General features: G+C 67.2%; 17 protein-coding genes. All 17 read right to left on the minus strand.

All coding sequences use genetic code 11. The features are described from left to right. Positions 1 to 89: 89 nt before the first annotated feature. Positions 90 to 1,097 carry an esterase/lipase family protein gene (locus EF834_RS09755; protein WP_328590554.1) on the minus strand — a complete coding sequence of 336 codons (1,008 nt, stop codon included), beginning with the start codon at positions 1,095 to 1,097 and terminating at the stop codon, positions 90 to 92. A gap of 115 nt (positions 1,098 to 1,212) precedes the next feature. Continuing rightward, a complete protein-coding gene (locus tag EF834_RS09760) occupies positions 1,213 to 3,234 on the minus strand; it encodes a primosomal protein N' (RefSeq protein ID WP_206615246.1) in 2,022 nt (673 codons plus the stop codon). Between the two features lie 16 nt (positions 3,235 to 3,250). Further along, positions 3,251 to 4,462 (minus strand): methionine adenosyltransferase, encoded by a 1,212-nt coding sequence (gene metK, locus EF834_RS09765; protein WP_127947015.1) that lies wholly within the window; start codon positions 4,460 to 4,462, stop codon positions 3,251 to 3,253. Between the two features lie 187 nt (positions 4,463 to 4,649). Beyond that, positions 4,650 to 5,876 (minus strand): bifunctional phosphopantothenoylcysteine decarboxylase/phosphopantothenate--cysteine ligase CoaBC, encoded by a 1,227-nt coding sequence (coaBC, locus tag EF834_RS09770; RefSeq protein ID WP_206615228.1) that lies wholly within the window; start codon positions 5,874 to 5,876, stop codon positions 4,650 to 4,652. Positions 5,877 to 5,889: 13 nt separating this feature from the next. Continuing rightward, complete coding sequence (gene rpoZ / locus EF834_RS09775) at positions 5,890 to 6,195, minus strand: DNA-directed RNA polymerase subunit omega (RefSeq protein WP_127947017.1); 306 nt, start codon at positions 6,193 to 6,195, stop codon at positions 5,890 to 5,892. A 60-nt stretch (positions 6,196 to 6,255) separates the two neighbouring features. Then, on the minus strand, positions 6,256 to 6,807 hold the full coding sequence (gmk, locus tag EF834_RS09780; RefSeq protein WP_235871124.1) for a guanylate kinase: 552 nt from the start codon (positions 6,805 to 6,807) through the stop codon (positions 6,256 to 6,258). 94 nt (positions 6,808 to 6,901) lie between these two features. Beyond that, a complete protein-coding gene (gene mihF / locus EF834_RS09785) occupies positions 6,902 to 7,222 on the minus strand; it encodes an integration host factor, actinobacterial type (protein ID WP_007535578.1) in 321 nt (106 codons plus the stop codon). Between the two features lie 397 nt (positions 7,223 to 7,619). Continuing rightward, positions 7,620 to 8,486 (minus strand): orotidine-5'-phosphate decarboxylase, encoded by an 867-nt coding sequence (gene pyrF, locus EF834_RS09790; RefSeq protein WP_127947018.1) that lies wholly within the window; start codon positions 8,484 to 8,486, stop codon positions 7,620 to 7,622. Then, a complete protein-coding gene (carB, locus tag EF834_RS09795) occupies positions 8,483 to 11,860 on the minus strand; it encodes a carbamoyl-phosphate synthase large subunit (RefSeq protein ID WP_127947019.1) in 3,378 nt (1,125 codons plus the stop codon). The genes pyrF and carB overlap by 4 nt, the downstream gene beginning before the upstream one ends. Then, positions 11,860 to 13,050 (minus strand): glutamine-hydrolyzing carbamoyl-phosphate synthase small subunit, encoded by a 1,191-nt coding sequence (gene carA / locus EF834_RS09800; RefSeq protein ID WP_127947020.1) that lies wholly within the window; start codon positions 13,048 to 13,050, stop codon positions 11,860 to 11,862. The genes carB and carA overlap by 1 nt, the downstream gene beginning before the upstream one ends. Then, positions 13,047 to 13,589 (minus strand): PH-like domain-containing protein, encoded by a 543-nt coding sequence (locus EF834_RS09805; protein WP_127947021.1) that lies wholly within the window; start codon positions 13,587 to 13,589, stop codon positions 13,047 to 13,049. The genes carA and EF834_RS09805 overlap by 4 nt, the downstream gene beginning before the upstream one ends. A 2-nt stretch (positions 13,590 to 13,591) precedes the next feature. After that, positions 13,592 to 14,911: a dihydroorotase gene (locus EF834_RS09810; protein ID WP_127947332.1), complete on the minus strand. Its 1,320-nt coding sequence runs from the start codon at positions 14,909 to 14,911 to the stop codon at positions 13,592 to 13,594. Positions 14,912 to 14,952: 41 nt separating this feature from the next. Beyond that, the gene (locus EF834_RS09815; protein WP_127947022.1) at positions 14,953 to 15,894 is read right to left on the minus strand and encodes an aspartate carbamoyltransferase catalytic subunit; all 942 of its coding nucleotides are present in this window, start codon (positions 15,892 to 15,894) and stop codon (positions 14,953 to 14,955) included. Then, positions 15,891 to 16,565, minus strand: coding sequence for a bifunctional pyr operon transcriptional regulator/uracil phosphoribosyltransferase PyrR (pyrR, locus tag EF834_RS09820; protein WP_235871089.1), 675 nt, complete (start codon positions 16,563 to 16,565; stop codon positions 15,891 to 15,893). The genes EF834_RS09815 and pyrR overlap by 4 nt, the downstream gene beginning before the upstream one ends. A gap of 184 nt (positions 16,566 to 16,749) precedes the next feature. Then, positions 16,750 to 17,283, minus strand: coding sequence for a transcription antitermination factor NusB (gene nusB / locus EF834_RS09825; protein ID WP_127947023.1), 534 nt, complete (start codon positions 17,281 to 17,283; stop codon positions 16,750 to 16,752). Next, positions 17,284 to 17,847: an elongation factor P gene (gene efp / locus EF834_RS09830; RefSeq protein WP_127947024.1), complete on the minus strand. Its 564-nt coding sequence runs from the start codon at positions 17,845 to 17,847 to the stop codon at positions 17,284 to 17,286. A gap of 17 nt (positions 17,848 to 17,864) precedes the next feature. Then, the gene (locus EF834_RS09835) at positions 17,865 to 18,983 is read right to left on the minus strand and encodes a M24 family metallopeptidase (RefSeq protein WP_127947025.1); all 1,119 of its coding nucleotides are present in this window, start codon (positions 18,981 to 18,983) and stop codon (positions 17,865 to 17,867) included. Between the last annotated feature and the right edge of the window lie 80 nt (positions 18,984 to 19,063).

Genomic DNA, 19,063 nt, shown 5'->3' on the forward strand with positions numbered 1-19,063 from the left:
CATCCGACCGCAGGATCCGCACGCCGCGCGGGTGGAACCGGTTCGGGTTGACGGACAAGACGGGCGTTGACAGGCACACCCGGCGTTTGTCACGAATTGCTCGCGATCATCATGTCGAGGATTCCGTAGCCCAGCGGGACCGGTACGCACGCTGGTGAGGGCGCGGACGGATCGAGCACCTGTACCACGAGTCCGAGCACGAACGGGTCGTACACCATGCTGAAGTGCCCGCCCTGGTCCTCCGCACACAAATCCTGGACCACCAGATTCACCGCACCAGGGCCCCGCAGTGCGATGTTGGTGTACGGCTGGATCATCTCGTCGTAGCGGGACCCGATCGTCGTGTACTGCACCCCGGGCACCGTGTCGCCGCCGGCGTTCAGCGCAGTCAGGAAAGGCGAACCGCGCATGTGCTGGCTGACCGCTTTGGATGTCAGGAATTCGGCAATCCGGTCGGAATACGGCAACAACTGCAAAAGCGGCACTATCCCGAACATCGTTCCGCCGTAGGTCGGCGATGCCATTCCGACCCACCGATTCACCACGTCAGCGCCACCCAGTCGATTGACGAAGTACCGCGTCACGGTCGCGCCCTGCGAATATCCGATCAGGTCGACCCGATCCGCGCCCGTCGATGCCCGAACTCGTTCCACGAAGTCCGCGACTTCGCCCGCGCTGCTTGCCATGTCGCCGCGCCCATACTTGCCGGGCTTACCGTCTGCCCCGTAGTTGAGCACGAACACGCAGAAGCCTTGCGCGGCAAGCATGGGCGAGAGCGCAGCCCAGTCCGTGTACGCGTCGGAGTCGCTCCCGTGCGCGAGGACAACAGGATTCGGGTGTCGTGGTCCTGGTCGGCAGTCGAAGTCGTTTGCACCCAAGGGAACCGAGTCCGGGTGTTGCTCTGCATATCGCAGGGCTTCGTCGTGCCGGATCTGGACAGGTCCAGGAGAACTCGGGGCGACGTACGTCAGTGGCTTGGAACCCGGTCCCCGTCCAACGCCGGCCGAGTTTGCAGAGGCCGCGTGTCCGAACGAACCGAAGACGGTCATCACGACTGTGACCGCACCGACGGCGGCCGTTTGCATCGATCGCCGCATGTGTACCTCCCGTTTCCAGGGGAACCTCGAGGCATGTCAATCACAGCACCACTCGAGCGCCAATGGGTGGAGGAATGTATAACGATCGTGTACATCGTCACGATCGGTGCGCGAGTCAGCCGATCCGCAGCGGATCCACCTGCACGCGTACCGGCCCCGTGGAGCGGCGGGCGCTGCGGACCGCCTGCGCCTCGGCCAACCCCTTCGCCAGTGCTCGCCCGGCAGTTCGCGGCACCCGAATGAGCATGCGCTCCACGTTCTCCGGCTCCGGCTCGTCGCTCGAGAACGGCAACCGCTCCCCCGGCGGCAACGGCACCGGCCCCAGAATCTCGGCCGAATCGGGCACCACAGCCAATTCGAGCAATTCGGCGATCGCCGCCCCGCTGCCGTCGACGGCGGCCATGTGCACGGCCGGGGGAAACCCGACCTCGGCCCGCTCTGCGAGTTGAGCTCGTGCGTGCCACACGGGATCCCAGCGCACCAGCGCCTGGACGGTGGGAAACCCGGAGTCGGCGACGACCACGACCTGTCCGCCGTCGCCGTGCGAACGAACGAGCGCCGATGCCGTCATCCAACGTCGGAGCGTCTCCTCCGCCGCGCGCAGATCCGCGCGCCCCAGCAGAGCCCACCCGTCGAGCAGCAGGGCCGCTCCGTACCCACCGGGCATCACCGGCTCGGCGCCGACCGTCGACACGACAAGCTTGGGGCCAGATGTGATCTCGCTCTTCACGTCCGATCCGCCCGAAGTGTGCACTTCGAAACCCGCGAACGCGCGGCCCAACTCCTCGGCGGTGCGACCCGCGCCGACGACGACTGCACGTAGTGCCCGCGCGCCACACGCATGGCACCGGTGATTGGCGTCTGCGACACCGCACCACCGGCACGTCGGGGATCCGGCGATGTCGGATCCGGTACCTGCCGGCAGGGACAGCGGACCATTGCATCGTCGGCACCGCGCCGGCGCCCGACACTTGGCACACGCCAGCGACGGGATGTAGCCACGACGCGGAACCTGAACCAGCACACCGGCTCCCGCTGACAACGCCTGGCGGGCCGCACCGAACGCGATGGCGGGCAGTCGCGCAGCGCGGGCGCCCGGGTCGCGGGCGAGCGCCTGCTCGCTGTCCGCTAGTGCAGTGATCATCGGAGCCCGGGCCCGCACGACGTCGCGCGCGGCGACAAGATCGTGCGCCCACCCGGAGTCGACGAGCGCCTGAGCCTCCGCGGTCCGGGAGTGACCCGCGAGGACCATCGCGCACCCGGTCGCGTGGGCACGCAACAGCGCGACCTCGCGCGCGTGCGGGTACGGTGCACGCGGCTCGGACAGGCTGCTGTCGCCGTCGTCCCACACGACCACCAGGCCGAGATCCGGCGTGGGCGCGAACACCGACGCGCGGGTGCCGACGACCACCCTCGCCGTCCCCCGAAGCGCTGCCAACCACCGCCGGTAACGTGCAGACGGCCCGAGGCCGGCGGCGAGGCCGACCACATGTTCGGCGCCGATCAAGCTTTCGCAGGACCGCACCAACCGATCGAGGTCGCGTTGGTCCGGTACGACGAGGACGACTCCGCGCCCGGACGCCGCCACCGCACCAGCCAACTCGGCAAGTCGGGCGCACCAGTCCTCGCCGGGCAGGGCCTGCCATACGGCTCGCGGACCACGTCCACCCGCCAGTGCCTCGAGGAAGTTGACACTGTGGCGATACGCGGACCACACGTCGCGATCGACCTCCGGTGATCCGGGTGACGGTACCGGTGCGCTCTTCTCGGATTCGACCTTCGCGTGCCGCGGCGGGACCGCGAGACGCAGAACATCAGCCCGCCTCCCCGCGTACCGCTCCGCGACTGCGTCTACCAGTCCTCTGACCTCGGCGGTGAGGACCTGCTCGGCCGAGACGACGCGATCGAGCCACGCGAGTTTCCCGTCGTGCTCACTCGTGTCGAGCCGTTCCAGTAGGTACCCGTCGACGAGCCGCCCGGAGAACCGGACACGGACACGAACGCCCGGACGGGCTTGCTCGTCGAGTTCAGACGGCACCAGGTAGTCGAACGCCCGGTCCAGATGAGCGACAGGAAGCAGCGGCAGCACTCGCGCTACCGGAGCGAGTGCTGCCGCCGTCTTGTCGGTGGCGGTCAGAGAGCCGCTTTCTCGGTCAGAGACCGGCCGCTGCGCGCAGCTTCTCGACCCGGTCGGTGCGCTCCCAGGGCAAGTCGATGTCGGTACGACCGAAGTGGCCGTACGCGGCGGTCTGCGCGTAGATCGGGCGAAGCAGGTCCAGGTCGCGGATGATCGCGCCCGGACGCAGGTCGAAGACCTCGTTGATGGCGTTCTGGATCCTCTCCGGATCCGTCTTCTCGGTGCCGAAGGTCTCGACGAACAGGCCGACGGGCGCGGCCTTCCCGATTGCGTAGGCGACCTGCACCTCGATGCGGTCCGCAAGCCCGGCCGCGACGGCGTTCTTGGCAACCCAGCGCATCGCGTACGCCGCGGAACGGTCCACCTTCGACGGATCCTTGCCGGAGAACGCGCCCCCGCCGTGTCGGGCCATGCCGCCGTAAGTGTCGACGATGATCTTGCGGCCGGTCAGGCCCGCGTCACCCATCGGACCACCCAGGACGAACTTGCCGGTCGGGTTGACCAGCAGGCGGACATCGGACGTGTTCAGCTCGAGGTCGAGTTCGTTGAGCACGTGGCCCACGACCGTCTCCCGCAGATCCGGCGTCAGGAGATTGTCGAGGTCGATGTCGGCTGCGTGCTGCGTCGAAATCACGACCGTGTCGAGCCGGACCGGACGATCGCCGTCGTACTCGATCGTCACCTGGGTCTTGCCGTCCGGTCGCAGATACGGCAGCACACCGGTCTTGCGAACCTCGGTCAGACGCCGGGAGAGTCGGTGCGCCAGCGCGATCGGCAGTGGCATCAATTCCGGTGTGTCGGTGCAGGCGAACCCGAACATCAGACCCTGATCGCCCGCCCCCTGGCGGTCGATCTCGTCATCGCTCATGCCGTCGACCCGCGCCTCGTGCGAGTGGTCGACGCCCTGGGCAATCTCGGGCGACTGGGCGCCGATCGCGATGTTGACGCCGCACGAGTTGCCGTCGAAGCCCTTCGCGGACGAGTCGTATCCGATCTCGAGAACCTTGTCGCGCACGATCTTGGGGATGTCGACGTACGCGGACGTGGTCACCTCACCCGCCACGTGGACCTGCCCGGTCGTCACCAGGGTCTCGACCGCGACCCGGCTGCGCGGATCCTTCTCGAGCATCGCGTCGAGAATGGAATCGCTGATGGCATCACAGATCTTGTCCGGGTGCCCCTCGGTCACGGACTCACTCGTAAATAGCCGCTTGCCGGACGTGCTCACAGATCTCCCTCTCGACGTTCTGTCCGGGCCGACTCCGTTCGAATTCGCATTCTCGAAAAGGACGGTCCCGATACGACACCTGCGCTGATGCTCAGTTTCTACTTCTGTCTAGTGCTTCTATTCAATACCGCACGTGATGCCGGTGCCAGGAAGGCGTCCCCGACACGGCGTCCCAATTTCGGTGTACCTACCTCTTGGACAGCAAATTCGCGACCTCGTCGAGCACGCGGCTGGCCATCAGCGCCTTCGAACCCGGCTCGATCGCTGATTCCGTGCCGTCGGCACCGAGCAACCAGCCGTCGTTGTGGTCCACCTCGAATGCCTTGCCCTCACCGACCGCGTTCACGACCAGAAGATCGCAACCCTTGCGCGCCAATTTCGTTCGCGCATGATCGAGGACGCTTCCCGACGCGTCCCCCGTCTCGGCCGCGAACCCTACGATCGCTGTACCGGGAGCGAGGATCCCGTCCCGCCGAGCCTGCACGAGGCCGACGAGAATGTCGTCGTTCTTGACCAGCGGAATCGACGCCGGCTCGTCGGTGCCCTTCTTGATCTTGCTACCCGCGACCGCGGCAGGACGGAAGTCCGCCACGGCGGCCGCCATGATCACCGCGTCCGCATCGGCAGCCTGCTTCATGACCGCCTCGCGCATCTGCTCTGCGGTACGAACGTTCACGACGTCGACGGCGGCCGGGTCCGCGAGGTCGGCCGTGGCACCGGCCACCAGCGTCACCTCGGCACCGCGCTGGGCCGCGAGACGGGCGATCGCATACCCCTGCTTGCCAGAACTCCGGTTGCCTAGATAGCGGACCGGGTCGATGGGCTCGCGTGTCCCACCGGCCGAGATCACCAGGCGCCGGCCCTCGAGGTCACGTGGCAACGCCGAGGCCCGCTCCAGCAGCAGCGTCGCATGCGCGAAGATCTCCTCCGGCTCCGGCATCCGGCCCGCGCCGGTGTCCTTGCCGGTGAGTCGACCCGACGCCGGCTCGATCACGATGTTGCCGCGCTCGCGTAGTGTCGCAACGTTCGCGACGGTCGCCGGGTGCTCCCACATCTCGGTATGCATCGCGGGCGCGAACATCACCGGACAGCGGGCCGTCAGCAACGTTGCAGTCAGCAGGTCGTCCGCCCGCCCGACCACGGTACGGGCCATCAGGTCCGCGGTGGCGGGAGCGATGACAATCAGGTCGGCGTCCTGCCCCAGACGTACGTGCGCCACCTCGGGCACATCGGCGAACACGCCGGTCTGGACCGGATTCCCCGACAGCGCCTCGAAGGTGGCCCGACCGACGAATTGCAGGGCCGATTTGGTGGGTATCACCCGGACGCTGTGTCCGCTCTCGGTGAAGCTGCGTATCAGCGCGCAGCTCTTGTACGCGGCGATGCCGCCGCCGACTCCGACGACGATTCGCACGGTACCCCTCCGCTCACTCGCCTTCGGTGTGCTCGAGCAGGTCACCGTGGATCTCGCGCAGGGCGATCGACAGCGGCTTCTCCTGCAGACCCGGCTCGACAAGCGGGCCGACGTACTCGAGGATGCCCTCACCGAGCTGGTTGTAGTAGTCGTTGATCTGGCGCGCACGCTTGGCCGAGTAGATGACCAGTGCGTACTTCGACGACGTACGCTCGAGCAGCTCGTCGATCGGCGGGTTGGTGAGGCCGAGCGGGGTGTCATAGGAGTGCAGGGCGCCACGACCTGCGGAGTCGGACACTGCTGCTTCGATGCTGCTCACTCGGTTTCTCCTGAACTGGGATGGGAACTGCAAATGGGATGTCGGAACTAGGAACGGCAACTACGGTTTGCGTTCAGCCAACAAGGATACCAACTCCTCGCAGGCGCGTCCGACGTCCTCGTTGACGATGACGTTGTCGAACTCGTCCTGCGCGGCCAACTCGATCTTCGCGGTCTGCAACCGGCGCTCGACGACGTCGGCCGGTTCGGTTCCTCGCCCGGTCAGACGGGAGACCAGCACCTCCCAACTCGGTGGCGCCATGAATGCCAGGAGCGCCTCGGGCATCGCCGACCGCACCAAGCGCGCACCCGCCAGATCGACCTCGAGCAAGACCGGCTTGCCCTGCGCGAGGGCCTTGCGCACCGGTCCTGCCGGGGTGCCGGACCTCTGCAGCCCACCATGGATCTCGGCCCATTCGAGCAGCTCACCGGCCGCGATCATGCGGTCGAACTCGTCCCGCGAGATGAAGTGGTAGTCCTGTCCGTCCACTTCGCCGGGTCGTGGGTCCCGGGTTGTCACCGAGACGCTGAAGACGACCTCGGGCATGCGTTCACGTAGTAGGCGGACGACGCTGGACTTGCCGACAGCGGAGGGGCCGGCTAGTACAACCAGCCGGCCCCTCTGCGCCGCGTCGCCACTGTCGACCGGTGCCGGAGTGGGTTCACCACCTGACACCTGTTGTGGGTCAGCAATCACCTTTTCGCGCTCAGGCCTCGAAATCGAACCGAGCCAGCAGAGCCTTGCGCTGCCGATCGCCAAGGCCACGCAGGCGACGAGTCGGAGCGATCTCCAACTCGGTCATGATCTCCTGCGCCTTGACCTTGCCGACCTTCGGCAGGGCCTCGAGCAAAGCCGACACCTTCATCTTGCCGAGGATCTCGTCCTCCTCGGCATCCTTCAGAACCTGCTTGAGGTCGGTGCCGCCGCGCTTGAGGCGCTCCTTGAGCTCAGCCCGGGCCTTGCGGGCGGCAGCCGCCTTCTCCAATGCAGCGGCCCGCTGCTCGTCGGTCAACTGGGGAAGGGCCACGGTTCCTCCGTCTCGTCGTGTGCTAAATGGTCTACATCCCCCGGATAACCAGGGGCGATAGCGACCGTACTCACGCCCGGCGCCGATTGCTAACCCACCCCCGGACGTCACCGCCCGATTCGGGTGGGTTATGTAGTTGTTCGATGGTGCGTTCGAAGACCAGTCGACGCTCCTGCGGCGCTGTGCGCGCCATCCTTGCGACATCTCGATGCGATCGGCATATGCCCAGCTCACGGCCCCTTTTTGGCGACGGTGACGCGGAGCTGCGGAGCCATTCGACGTGGCGTGACACACAATTCGCCGAATCGCGCACGTGGGAGCAAAAAATTCGTGAAAACTTCCGTGCGTCAGTGCGTGTCGCGCGCCAACCACCCCGGGTCCGAGGGCCCCGGGGCCACTAGCTCCGAAGGAAGGCGAACGCCTCCACAGACCGGGATACCGCCTCCCGAAGGGCCGTAACCGACGGCCCAGCCCTCAGCACCTCGCGCGAGACGCTCGGCACGACCGAGCGCAGGGCGTCCCCTGCCAGCCTGCGGACGTCGTCGGCGGTGCCGCCCTGATGGCCAACTCCCGGCATCAAGATCGGTCCGTGCAGACCCCCGAGGTCCGGCGCATCCGCGAGAGTCGCGCCGACCACGACACCGACCGATCCGAGGGTGGCGGCGCCAGCATTGCGAGCCGCCGCCTCATCGACCATCACCTGGCTGAGATGCCGGCCGTCGACGCCGGTCGACAGCTGCACCTGACCGCCCTCGGGGTTCGAGGTCGCCGCGAGCACGAAAACGCCACCGTGGTTGCGTTCGGCAAGGTCGAGGATCGGATCGAGCGACCCGAACCCGAGATACGGCGACACCGTCACCGCATCCGATTCGAGCGGTGAGCCCTCGCCCAACCATGCGTCGGCGTATGCGCTCATGGTCGAGCCGATGTCACCACGCTTGGCGTCGGCCACGACGAGTGTGCCGGCCTCGCGAAGCACGCCGATGGTGCGCTCGAGGACCGCGAAACCACCCGAGCCGTACGCCTCGAAGAACGCGACCTGCGGCTTGACCAGGGCGACCCGGCCGACGAACGCCTCCACGCAGATCTCGGAGAACTCCTCGAGGCCGTCTACCGTCCCAGGGAGTCCCCACGCTTCGAGAAGACCGGGGTGGGGGTCCACGCCGACGCACAGCGGTCCGAAGCGGTCCAGCGCCGCGTAGAGCCGCGTACCGAACGCCTCGTGCCGTCTGGCCCCGTGCGTCGGCCTGGTCCCCGGTGTCACTGCTGAGAATCCCGTAGCCGGGCGTGCAACTCCTGCAGCGACTGGACGCCGATGTCCCCGCGGATGGCGGCCTCGATGCCCTGCACGGCCGCAGAGGCGCCCTGCACCGTGGTGATGCACGGGATGCTGGCCGACACGGCCGCCGCGCGGATCTCGTAGCCGTCGATGCGCGGACCGGAGTTGCCGTAAGGGGTGTTGATGATCATGTCGACCTCGCCTTGTTTGATCTGGTCGACGATCGTGCGGGCACCCTCGGGTAGGTCCTCGCCGGACTGCTTGTGAACCTGTTCGCAAGTGATGCCGTTGCGGCGCAGGACCTCGGCGGTGCCTTCGGTGGCGAGGATCCGGAATCCGAGGTCTGCGAGGCGCTTGACCGGGAAGATCAGCGAGCGCTTGTCCTTGTTGGCGACCGAGACGAACACCGACCCGCTCGCCGGAAGCGAGCCGTACGCGGCGGTCTGGCTCTTCCCGAACGCGGTACCGAAGTCAGCGTCGATGCCCATGACCTCACCAGTGGACTTCATCTCGGGGCTCAGCAGCGTGTCGATGCCGGTGCCGTCGGCGCGGCGGAACCGGTTGAACGGCATCACCGCCTCCTTGACCGCGATCGGCGCGTCGAGCGGCGCGCTGCCACCGTCGCCCTGAGGCGGAAGGATGCCTTTGCCCCGGAGCTCGGCGATCGACTCGCCCATCATCACCCGCGCGCACGCCTTCGCCAGCTGTACCGCGGTGGCCTTCGAAACGAACGGCACGGTCCGCGATGCGCGGGGGTTGGCCTCGAGAACATACAGGATGTCGTCCTTGAGCGCGTACTGGACGTTGAGCAGGCCCTTGACCCCGATCCCCCTCGCCAGCGCCTCCGTCGATCGGCGAACGTTCTCGAGGTCAGCGCGCCCCAGGGTGATCGGGGGCAACGCGCACGCCGAGTCACCGGAGTGGATGCCGGCTTCCTCGATGTGCTCCATCACGCCACCGAGGTACACCTCGGTGCCGTCGCACAGCGCGTCCACGTCGATCTCGACCGCGTCGTCGAGGAAGCGGTCGACGAGCACCGGCCGATCCTCGGAGATCTCGGTAGCTCGGGAAATGTAGCCCGCGAGCGACTTCTCGTCGTAGACGATCTCCATGCCGCGCCCGCCCAGGACGTACGACGGGCGGACCAGGACCGGGTACCCGATGCTCGCCGCGATGTCGCGGGCGCCGTCGAAGGTGGTGGCGGTGCCGAACCTCGGAGCAGGCAGACCGGCCTCGGTGAGCACGCGACCGAACTCGCCGCGGTCCTCGGCGAGGTCGATGGCTGCCGGGCTGGTGCCCACGATTGGCACGCCGGCCTGCTCGAGACGCTTCGCCAGGCCCAGCGGCGTCTGGCCGCCGAGCTGGACGATGACACCGGCGACCGTGCCGGACTGACACTCGGCGCGATAGACCTCGAGCACGTCCTCGAACGTCAGTGGCTCGAAGTACAGGCGATCGGCGGTGTCGTAGTCGGTCGACACGGTCTCCGGGTTGCAGTTGACCATGACGGTCTCGTACCCGGCCTCCGACAAAGTCTGCGCGGCGTGGACGCAGGAATAGTCGAACTCGATGCCCTGGCCGATGCGATTGGGGCCGGAGCCCAGGATGAGCACCTTCGGGCGCTCGGTCTGGGGAGCGACCTCGGTCTCCGCGCTGGGATCGAGCTCGTACGTCGAGTAGTGGTACGGGGTCTTCGCCTCGAACTCGGCGGCGCAGGTGTCGACCGTCTTGTAGACCGGGTGCACGTTCAGCTCGTCGCGCAGCCCGCGCACCGCGTCCTCTGCCGCCTGACCATCACCGAATTCGGGGCGCAGCGCGGCGATCTGCCGGTCGGACAAGCCGTGGTACTTGGCGTGACGCAGCAGCTGTTCGTCGACCTTCTCCGCGCCGCGGATCCGTTCGCCGAGCTCGTGGATCTGCTGCATCTGGTCGAGGAACCACGGATCGATCGCGGTCGCGGCGTACAACTGCTCGACGGTGGCGCCCAGCGCGAACGCCTTCTGGATACCGTAGATGCGGCCATCGTGCGGAACCTTCAGCTCCTCGAGCACCACGCCGAGGTCGGTGGCCGCGCCCGCGACATCCCCGGCCACACCTCCCGCCCACTCCGGTCCGGTCCAGAAGCCGGCCCGCTTGGTCTCCAAGGAGCGCATGACCTTGCCGAACGCCTCGGTGAAGTTGCGGCCGATCGACATGGCCTCACCGACCGACTTCATCGTGGTGGTCAACGTGCCGTCGGCGCCCGGGAACTTCTCGAACGCGAAACGCGGCGCCTTGACGACGACGTAGTCGAGCGTCGGCTCGAAGCAGGCCGGCGTCTCCTTCGTGATGTCGTTGACGATCTCGTCGAGTGTGTAGCCGATGGCGAGCTTGGCGGCCATCTTCGCAATCGGGTAGCCGGTGGCCTTCGACGCGAGCGCCGACGACCGCGACACGCGCGGATTCATCTCGATGACGACCAGGCGGCCGTTGCGTGGATCCATCGCGAACTGGATGTTGCACCCGCCGGTGTCGACGCCCACCTCACGCAAGATCGCGATCGAGAGGTCCCGCATCTTCTGGTACTCGCGGTCGGTCAGCGTCATCGCCGGGGCAACGGTCACCGAGTCACCGGTGTGCACGCCGACGGGGTCGACGTTCTCGATCGAACAGACGATCACGACGTTGTCGCGGCCGTCGCGCATCAGCTCGAGCTCGTACTCCTTCCAACCGAGGATCGACTCCTCGATCAGCACATTCGCGGTCGGCGACGCGGCCAGACCGCCACCGGCGATCCGCTCGAGGTCCGCCTCGTCGTACGCCAGGCCGGAACCGAGCCCCCCCATCGTGAAGGACGGGCGCACCACGACCGGGTAGCCGAGTTCGGCGACGGTCTCGTGAACCTCCTCCATCGTGTAGCAGACCCGCGAGCGGGCGGACTCACCGCCACACTTGTCGACGATGTCCTTGAACTTCTGCCGGTCCTCACCGCGCTGGATCGCGTCGAAGTCGGCGCCGATCAGCTCGACGTCGTACTTTTCGAGGATGCCGCGCTCGTGCAGAGCGACGGCGGTGTTCAGGGCTGTCTGGCCGCCCAGCGTCGCCAGGACGGCGTCGATCTTGTTGCCCTTCTCCGCCTCCCCCGCGATGACCTTCTCGACGAACTCGGGGGTGATCGGCTCGACGTAGGTGGAGTCGGCGAACTCCGGGTCGGTCATGATGGTGGCCGGGTTCGAGTTGACCAGGCTCACCCGCAGTCCGTCCTCGCGGAGGACCCGGCACGCCTGCGTGCCCGAGTAGTCGAACTCGCAGGCCTGTCCGATGACGATCGGCCCGGAGCCGATCACCAGGATGTGCTCGAGATCTGTACGACGTGGCATTACTTCTTGACTCCCTCGAGCATGGCGGCGAAACGGTCGAACAAGTAGGCGGCGTCGTGCGGGCCGGCGGCGGCCTCGGGGTGGTACTGCACCGAGAATGCCGACCCGTCGAGCAGCCGCACCCCCTCGACGGCGCCGTCGTTGGCGCACGTGTGGCTGATGACGGCGCGGCCGAACGGGGTGTCGAACTCCTGGCCTGCCTCGCCCTCGAGCGCGAAGCCGTGGTTCTGCGCAGTTATGGCGATGCGGCCGGTCTCGTGCTCGACGACCGGGATGTTGATGCCGCGGTGTCCGAACTTCATCTTGTAGGTACCCAGGCCCAACGCCCGGCCGAGGATCTGGTTGCCGAAGCAGATGCCGAACAACGGCAGCCCCCGCCCGAGCACCTCCTTGGTGAGGTCGACGGCGCCGTCGGCGGTGGCCGGGTCGCCCGGACCGTTGGACAGGAAGACACCGTCGGCGCCGAGGTCGAGGATGTCGTGCAGGGTCGCGGTCGACGGCAGCACGTGCACTCGCATGCCGCGCTCGGCGAACATCCGCGGCGTGTTGGTCTTGATGCCCAGGTCGATCGCCGCGATGGTGAATCGGGCGTCGTCGCGGGTGGGCTCGACGATGTAGCCGTTCGGGGTACTCACCTGACCGGCCAAGTCGGCACCGAGCATCGTCGGCTGGCTCCTGACCCGGTCGAGCAGGACGTCGACGTCGAGCACGTTCCCGGTCCCTCCGCGCGCCGAGGCGAGCGCCTCACCGGAGAAGACGCCCGCACGCATCGATCCGCGGGTACGCAGGTGGCGCACCAGCGCGCGAGTGTCGATGCCGGCGACACCGACGATCCCTTGGCGCACCAGTTCATCCTGCAGTGAGCCGGTCGCCCGCCAGTTCGACGTGCGCCGTGAGGGGTCGCGCACGACGTAGCCGGCGACCCAGATCCGCGACTCGGAGGATTTGCCGGTCGGGCCGACGGACTCGTTGTCCTCGTCGTTCCAGCCGGTGTTGCCGATCTGCGGCGCCGTGGACACCACGATCTGACGGTGGTAGCTCGGGTCGGTCAGGGTCTCCTGGTACCCGGTCATCCCGGTGCTGAAGACCGCTTCACCGAGCGTCTGTCCCACGGCCCCGAAGGTGGTTCCCCGGAAGACCCGGCCGTCCTCGAGAACCAGGACCGCCATGTTGGTGTCAAAGCCGCTCATGCGTCTTCTCCGTTCTGCTCGACCTCACCAGAGTCCGACGCACTCGCTGTGTGATAGCTGCCTGAATCGCGTACCCAGTGCGGGTACACGGTCTTGTCGTCTCCACGGAATCCCGTATCGATCTCGGTGCCGGTGGGCAACTCCCACCGGATGACCAGGAGCCCGTCCTTCGTCATCACCTTTCCGGCCAGACCCCGCTCGGTCCGGATCGCGCGAATCGACTCATCCGGGATCCAGATCGGGGACGCGCCGTCACGCTCGAGGAGGATGCCGTGCGTCCAACGGCTGATCCGGCCGGTCGCCCGGTATCCGATGTCGCCGACCGCGACCCGGTCTTGCCAGCTGGGAGCCAGCGTGCTGCCCACGTACAGCCCGGTGCTCGGCGCGATCCATTGGTCACCGAGATCGGTAGGGACCGTGGGCAGTTCACCGATCCGCGCAGCCTGGCGTGCTGCCCGTGCCTTCCACCCGCGGTACATCAGGAACACCAGGAGCGCCCAGACCACGACGCATCCGACGATCCACAGAAGTCGCTCCATTGTCAGCCTTCCCCTCCGATGGGCCGCACCTTGCCATCGCGGGCGGTGATGCGACCGCGCAGCACGGTGGTCGTCACCCTCGCGGGCAGGGTCATCGCCTCGTACGGCGTGTTGTTCGCAACGCTGGCCAACTCCGGTCCGTGCACCGTCCACTCGGCATCAGGATCGACCAGCACCAGGTTCGCCACCTCTCCCACTTCGATGGGGCGGCCCTGATCGTCGAGACCGACGATCTCGGCGGGACGCTCGCTCATCACGCGGGCGACGCCACGCCAGTCGAGCAGCCCTGGCCGAACCATGGTCTCCACGACGATCGACAGGGCCGTCTCGAGGCCGAGCATGCCGGGGCGAGCCTGCGAGAACTCGCAGCACTTGTCCTGCTCGGCATGCGGCGCGTGATCGGTGGCCACGCAGTCGATGGTCCCTTCGGCGAGCCCTTTGCGCAGCGCAGCGACGTCCGACGCCTCACGCAGCGGCGGGTTGACCTTGTTGACCGCGTCGTACGTCTCGAGCCGCGAGTCGTCGAGCAGCAGGTGGTGCGGGGTGACCTCCGCGGTGATGGCAATGCCCTGGCCTCGGGCCCACTTCACCAGGTCGACCGAGCCCGCAGTCGAGGCATGGCAAATGTGCACGCGGGCACCGGCGTCGCGGGCGAGCAGCGCGTCGCGGGCGACGATCGACTCTTCGGCCGCGCGCGGCCAGCCGGTCAGACCCAACCTGGCCGCGGTCGGGCCCTCGTGGGCGACCGACCCGACAGTCAGTCGCGGCTCCTCCGCATGCTGTGCAATCAGGACGCCGAGCGAGCTCGAGTATTCGAGCGCGCGGCGCATGACGAGCGGGTCCGCGACGCAGTGGCCGTCGTCGGAGAACATCCTGACCCGGCCGACACCGGAAGCCATCGTCGCCATCTCGGCTAGCTGCTTGCCCTCGAGCCCGACGGTGACGGCGCCGACAGGATGCACGTCGACCAGGCCGACCTCCTGGCCGCGGCGCCACACGTGGTCGGTGACGACCGCGGTGTCGGCGACCGGGTCGGTGTTGGCCATCGCGAACACCGCGGTGTAGCCGCCGAGCGCGGCGGCGGCGGAGCCGGTGTCAACGGTCTCGGTGTCCTCCCGGCCGGGCTCACGTAGGTGCGTGTGCAGGTCGACGAAACCGGGAAGCAGGACCTGGCCGGAGCCGTCGATCACCTCGGTGTCCGCAGTGGCCGTGAGACCGGTGCCGATCTCGCGGATCTGGTTGTCGCCGAGCAGGAGGTCGGTCGGCTCGCCCTCGCCGTACACCAGAACGTTCTTGATCAACACGTTCCCGCTTGCGGACATCTGCGGCGCCACCTTCTCGTTTCTCGTTTCGTGCCGGCCGCTCACGCGACCTCTTCCGTACCCACCAGCAGGCGGAACAGCACCGCCATTCGCACATGAACACCATTCGTGACCTGCTGCAGCACAGCAGCTTTCGGTGAATCCGCAACCGACGAGGCGATTTCCATGCCGCGCAGCATCGGTCCGGGGTGCAGTACGACGGCGTGGTCTGCCAACAACCCGAGTCGCTTCTCCGACAGGCCGTAGGTGATCGCGTACTCGCGTGGCGACGGGAAGAATCCGCCGTTCATCCGCTCGGCCTGCACCCGCAGCATCAGCACCGCATCTGCGCCGGGTAGTTCGGCGTCGAGCGAATGCGACACCCGGACGGGCCACGTCCCGACCCCGGCCGGCAGCAGTGTGCGCGGAGCGACCAACACCACCTCGGCGCCGAGCATCGCGAGCAGCAGCGCGTTCGAGCGCGCCACCCGGCTGTGCAGGATGTCACCGACGATCACGATGCGGCGACCCTCGATATCACCGAGTCGCTGCCGCAACGTCAGCGCGTCGAGCAGAGCCTGTGTCGGATGCTCGTGGGTGCCGTCACCAGCGTTGACGACCGCGGGTCCGCCGTCCTCGCCGGCGCCGGTCCACGCAGCGATCTGGTTCGCCGCACCGGACGCGGGATGCCGGACGATCAGCGCGTCGGCACCGGCTGCGCGCAACGTCAGGGCAGTATCGCGCAGCGACTCGCCCTTCGACACCGACGAACTGGACGCGCTGACGTTGATAACGTCCGCGCTCATCCACTTGCCGGCCACCTCGAACGACACCCTGGTGCGGGTCGAGTTCTCGAAGAAGACCGTCATGACAGTCCGCCCACGAAGCGTCGGTAGCTTTTTGACCTCGCGTCCGAGCAGCGCCTGCTCCAGCCGTTCGGCATCGTCGAGCAACGCGGTCGCCGAATCCCGGGTCAGATCCGCGACGGAGAGCAGGTGCTTCACTTGTCGTTCTCCTCTGTGTGCCCGGTCTCCTCTGTGTCAACCCTGGTGGCGGGGACCTGGTCCGAGATCGGCCCGCTCGACAGCACGACACAGTCGCGCCCGTCGTGCTCGGCGAGTCGCACGGCCACGTCCTCCGTGCGTGCAGTGGGAACGTTCTTGCCCACGTAGTCGGCGCGCAATGGCAGCTCGCGATGTCCGCGGTCGACGAGCACTGCCAGCTGAACCGCACGCGGACGGCCGAGGTCGCGCAGTGCGTCGAGTGCGGAGCGGACCGTGCGGCCGGAGAACAGGACATCGTCGACCAGGACGACGAGCGCGTTGTCGACGCCGCCCTCCGGGACGGACGTGCGCTCGAGCGGTCGGTGTGGTTTGGTCCGCAGATCGTCGCGGTAGAGCGTGATGTCGAGGGAACCAACTGGCGGCCGGACACCCGTGAACTCCGCGATCTTGTCGGCGAGGCGAGCGGCGAGAGTAGTGCCGCGGGTCGGGATGCCGATCAGAACGACGCGCGGTGAGGAACTGGCGCCGTCGGGTTCTTCGACCGCGTCGAGCGCGGTCTTCTCGATGATCTGGTGGGCAATACGAGCGATGGTCCTACCGACGTCGGCCGGGGACAGCAGTTCGCGAGCGTTTGCGGGAAGACCGGATGAAGATCCTTCAGGCACACGCATTCGGCGACCTCCTTCTCCGCCTCTCTGGACGGATCTTTAAAGGATGTCTGACGCGGCCGAGCTTATCAGCAGCGAGCCCTGCGCCAGAATCAGGGTAGCGTCAGATCAAGGGTAGACAGGGTCGCGAGGTACCCCGAACACACTGCCGCCCACCCCGATTCGGGGTGGGCGGCAGCGCATGATTTCAGGACTCGGAATCTTCTCCGCCCACAGCGTCGGCGGCGGTAGCCGCGGCGGCGTCCGACCGCGCTCGCTGCGAAGTCGCGGCTGCAGCGGCGCGCACCTGCGGGGCAACCAGGACGACTTGGCCGAGTACACCGTTCACAAAGCCCGGCGAGTCGTCGGTGGACAGTTCCTTCGCGAGCTCGACGGCCTCGTCGACGGCCACCACCGGCGGAACGTCCGTCGCGTGGAACAGCTCCCACACCGCGATCCGCAAGATCGCTCGGTCCACGGCGGGAAGCCGTTCGAGCGTCCAGTCCTCGAGGTGAGACGAGATCACCTGGTCCAGCCGGTCCAGATTCTCGGCCACTCCCCCGACGATCGTCGTGGTGTAGTTCGCCACCGGCGCCACCGATTCGTCATGCCCGGCCAGCTCGGATCGCTCCTCCGAAAGCTCGACCGGGTCGACATCACGCGCCTCGGCCTCGAACAGGAAGTCCACGGCCCGCTTGCGGGCCTTGTGGCGTGCTCCGAGCTTCTTTCGCGTACCCGACACTCAGGAATTCACGCGCCCGAGGTAGTTGCCGTCACGCGAGTCGACCTTGAGCTTGTCGCCGATGTTGATGAAGAGCGGAACCTGGATCTCGGCGCCGGTCTCGAGCGTCGCCGGCTTGGTCCCACCTGTGGAGCGGTCGCCCTGCAGACCCGGATCGGTGTGCTTGACCTCGAGTTCGACGGTGACCGGAAGCTCGACGAACAGCGGCTCGCCCTCGTGCGTAGCCACCTGGACCTGCATGCTCTCGAGCATAAAGCGCGCACCATCGCCGACGGTGTCCTCGCCGATCGAGATCTGGTCGTAGGTCTCGCCGTCCATGAAGATGTAGTCGGAGCCGTCGTGGTACAGGTAGGTCATGTCGCGACGGTCGACCGTGGCAGTCTCGACCTTGACGCCCGCGTTCCAGGTTTTGTCGACGGTCTTTCCGGAGAGCACGTTCTTGATCTTCGTACGGACGAAGGCCGGCCCCTTACCCGGCTTGACGTGCTGGAATTCGAGGATCTGCCACAGCTGACCGTCGATCTTCAGCACGAGTCCGTTCTTGAAATCGCTGGTATCTGCCACTTGGTTTCGCGTCTCCTTCAGACGATTGCGAGGTCCTTGCTGGTGAGAGTGAGGAGTTCGGGCTCCTGCTCACGAACGACGAGCGTGTCCTCGATCCTGACGCCACCGCGCCCGGAGAGATACACACCCGGTTCGACGGTCACCACCGCACCGCGTAGCAGTGTACCGGTGCCGAGCTTGCCGATCCCCGGCGCTTCGTGGATCTCCAGACCGACCCCGTGGCCTAGTCCGTGCAGGAACAGGTCGCCGTATCCGGCGTCGTCGATGACCGCCCGCGCCGACGAATCGACAGACCCGACATCGACGCCCGGCGCCAATGCTGCACACCCTGCGGCCTGTGCCCGAGCCACGAGGTCGTAGAGATCCCGCTGCCAAGACGCCGCCCGTTCCAGGACGTAGGTGCGCGTCATGTCCGAGTGGTATCCCCCCACCTGGGCACCGAAGTCCAGCTTGACGAAGTCGCCGGACTGCAGGACCGCTCCGGTCGGTCGGTGGTGCGGAATCGCGGAGTTCGCTCCGGCCGCAACGATCGTCTCGAACGAAATACCGTCCGCTCCGTGATCGAACATCAACGATTCGAGTTCCCGACCGACCTCTCGCTCGGTGCGCCCGGGCCGTAGCCCGCCGCGCTGGACAAGGTCCGCGAGCGCGCGATCAGCGACGGCGCACGCACGCCGCAGCAGCTCGATCTCGCTTTCGTCCTTGACCTCGCGCAACTCCTCGACGATGTGGGGTGTCCTCACGAACACGATTCCGTCCGCTGCGTCGGACCACACGGCGTGCTGGTCGACGGTCACGACGTGGCTCTCGAAACCGAGCTTGCCGATACCCGACGCGAGCGCGAGTTCCAACAGCTTCCGGCCACTCGCCCGCGCGATCTCGGCCCGCAGGTCGGGAACCTGTTCTGCCACCTGGACCAGGTATCGCCCATCGGTGGAGATGACGGTGTGGTCCTCGGCGTCCGTCTCGTCGGCGGCCGACACCAGCAGTGCCGCATTCGATCCGGTGAATCCGGTGAGGTAGCGGATGTTGAGCAGGTCGGTGACCAGCAGAGCGTCGAGGCCGCGGTCGCGCAGCGCCTCACGCAACTTGGAGCGGCGAGCGGAAGTCGGAGCGGTCGCAGGGTCGATCGACATGCCTCGAAACTACCGTTGACCTCCCGAGACGGCACACCGAGGGCACCGTGTCGAATGTGCGTACCCGATCGTGTCGGAGA

Origin of the sequence: Rhodococcus spongiicola (assembly GCF_004011835.1) — a bacterium.
Taxonomy (GTDB): domain Bacteria; phylum Actinomycetota; class Actinomycetes; order Mycobacteriales; family Mycobacteriaceae; genus Prescottella; species Prescottella spongiicola.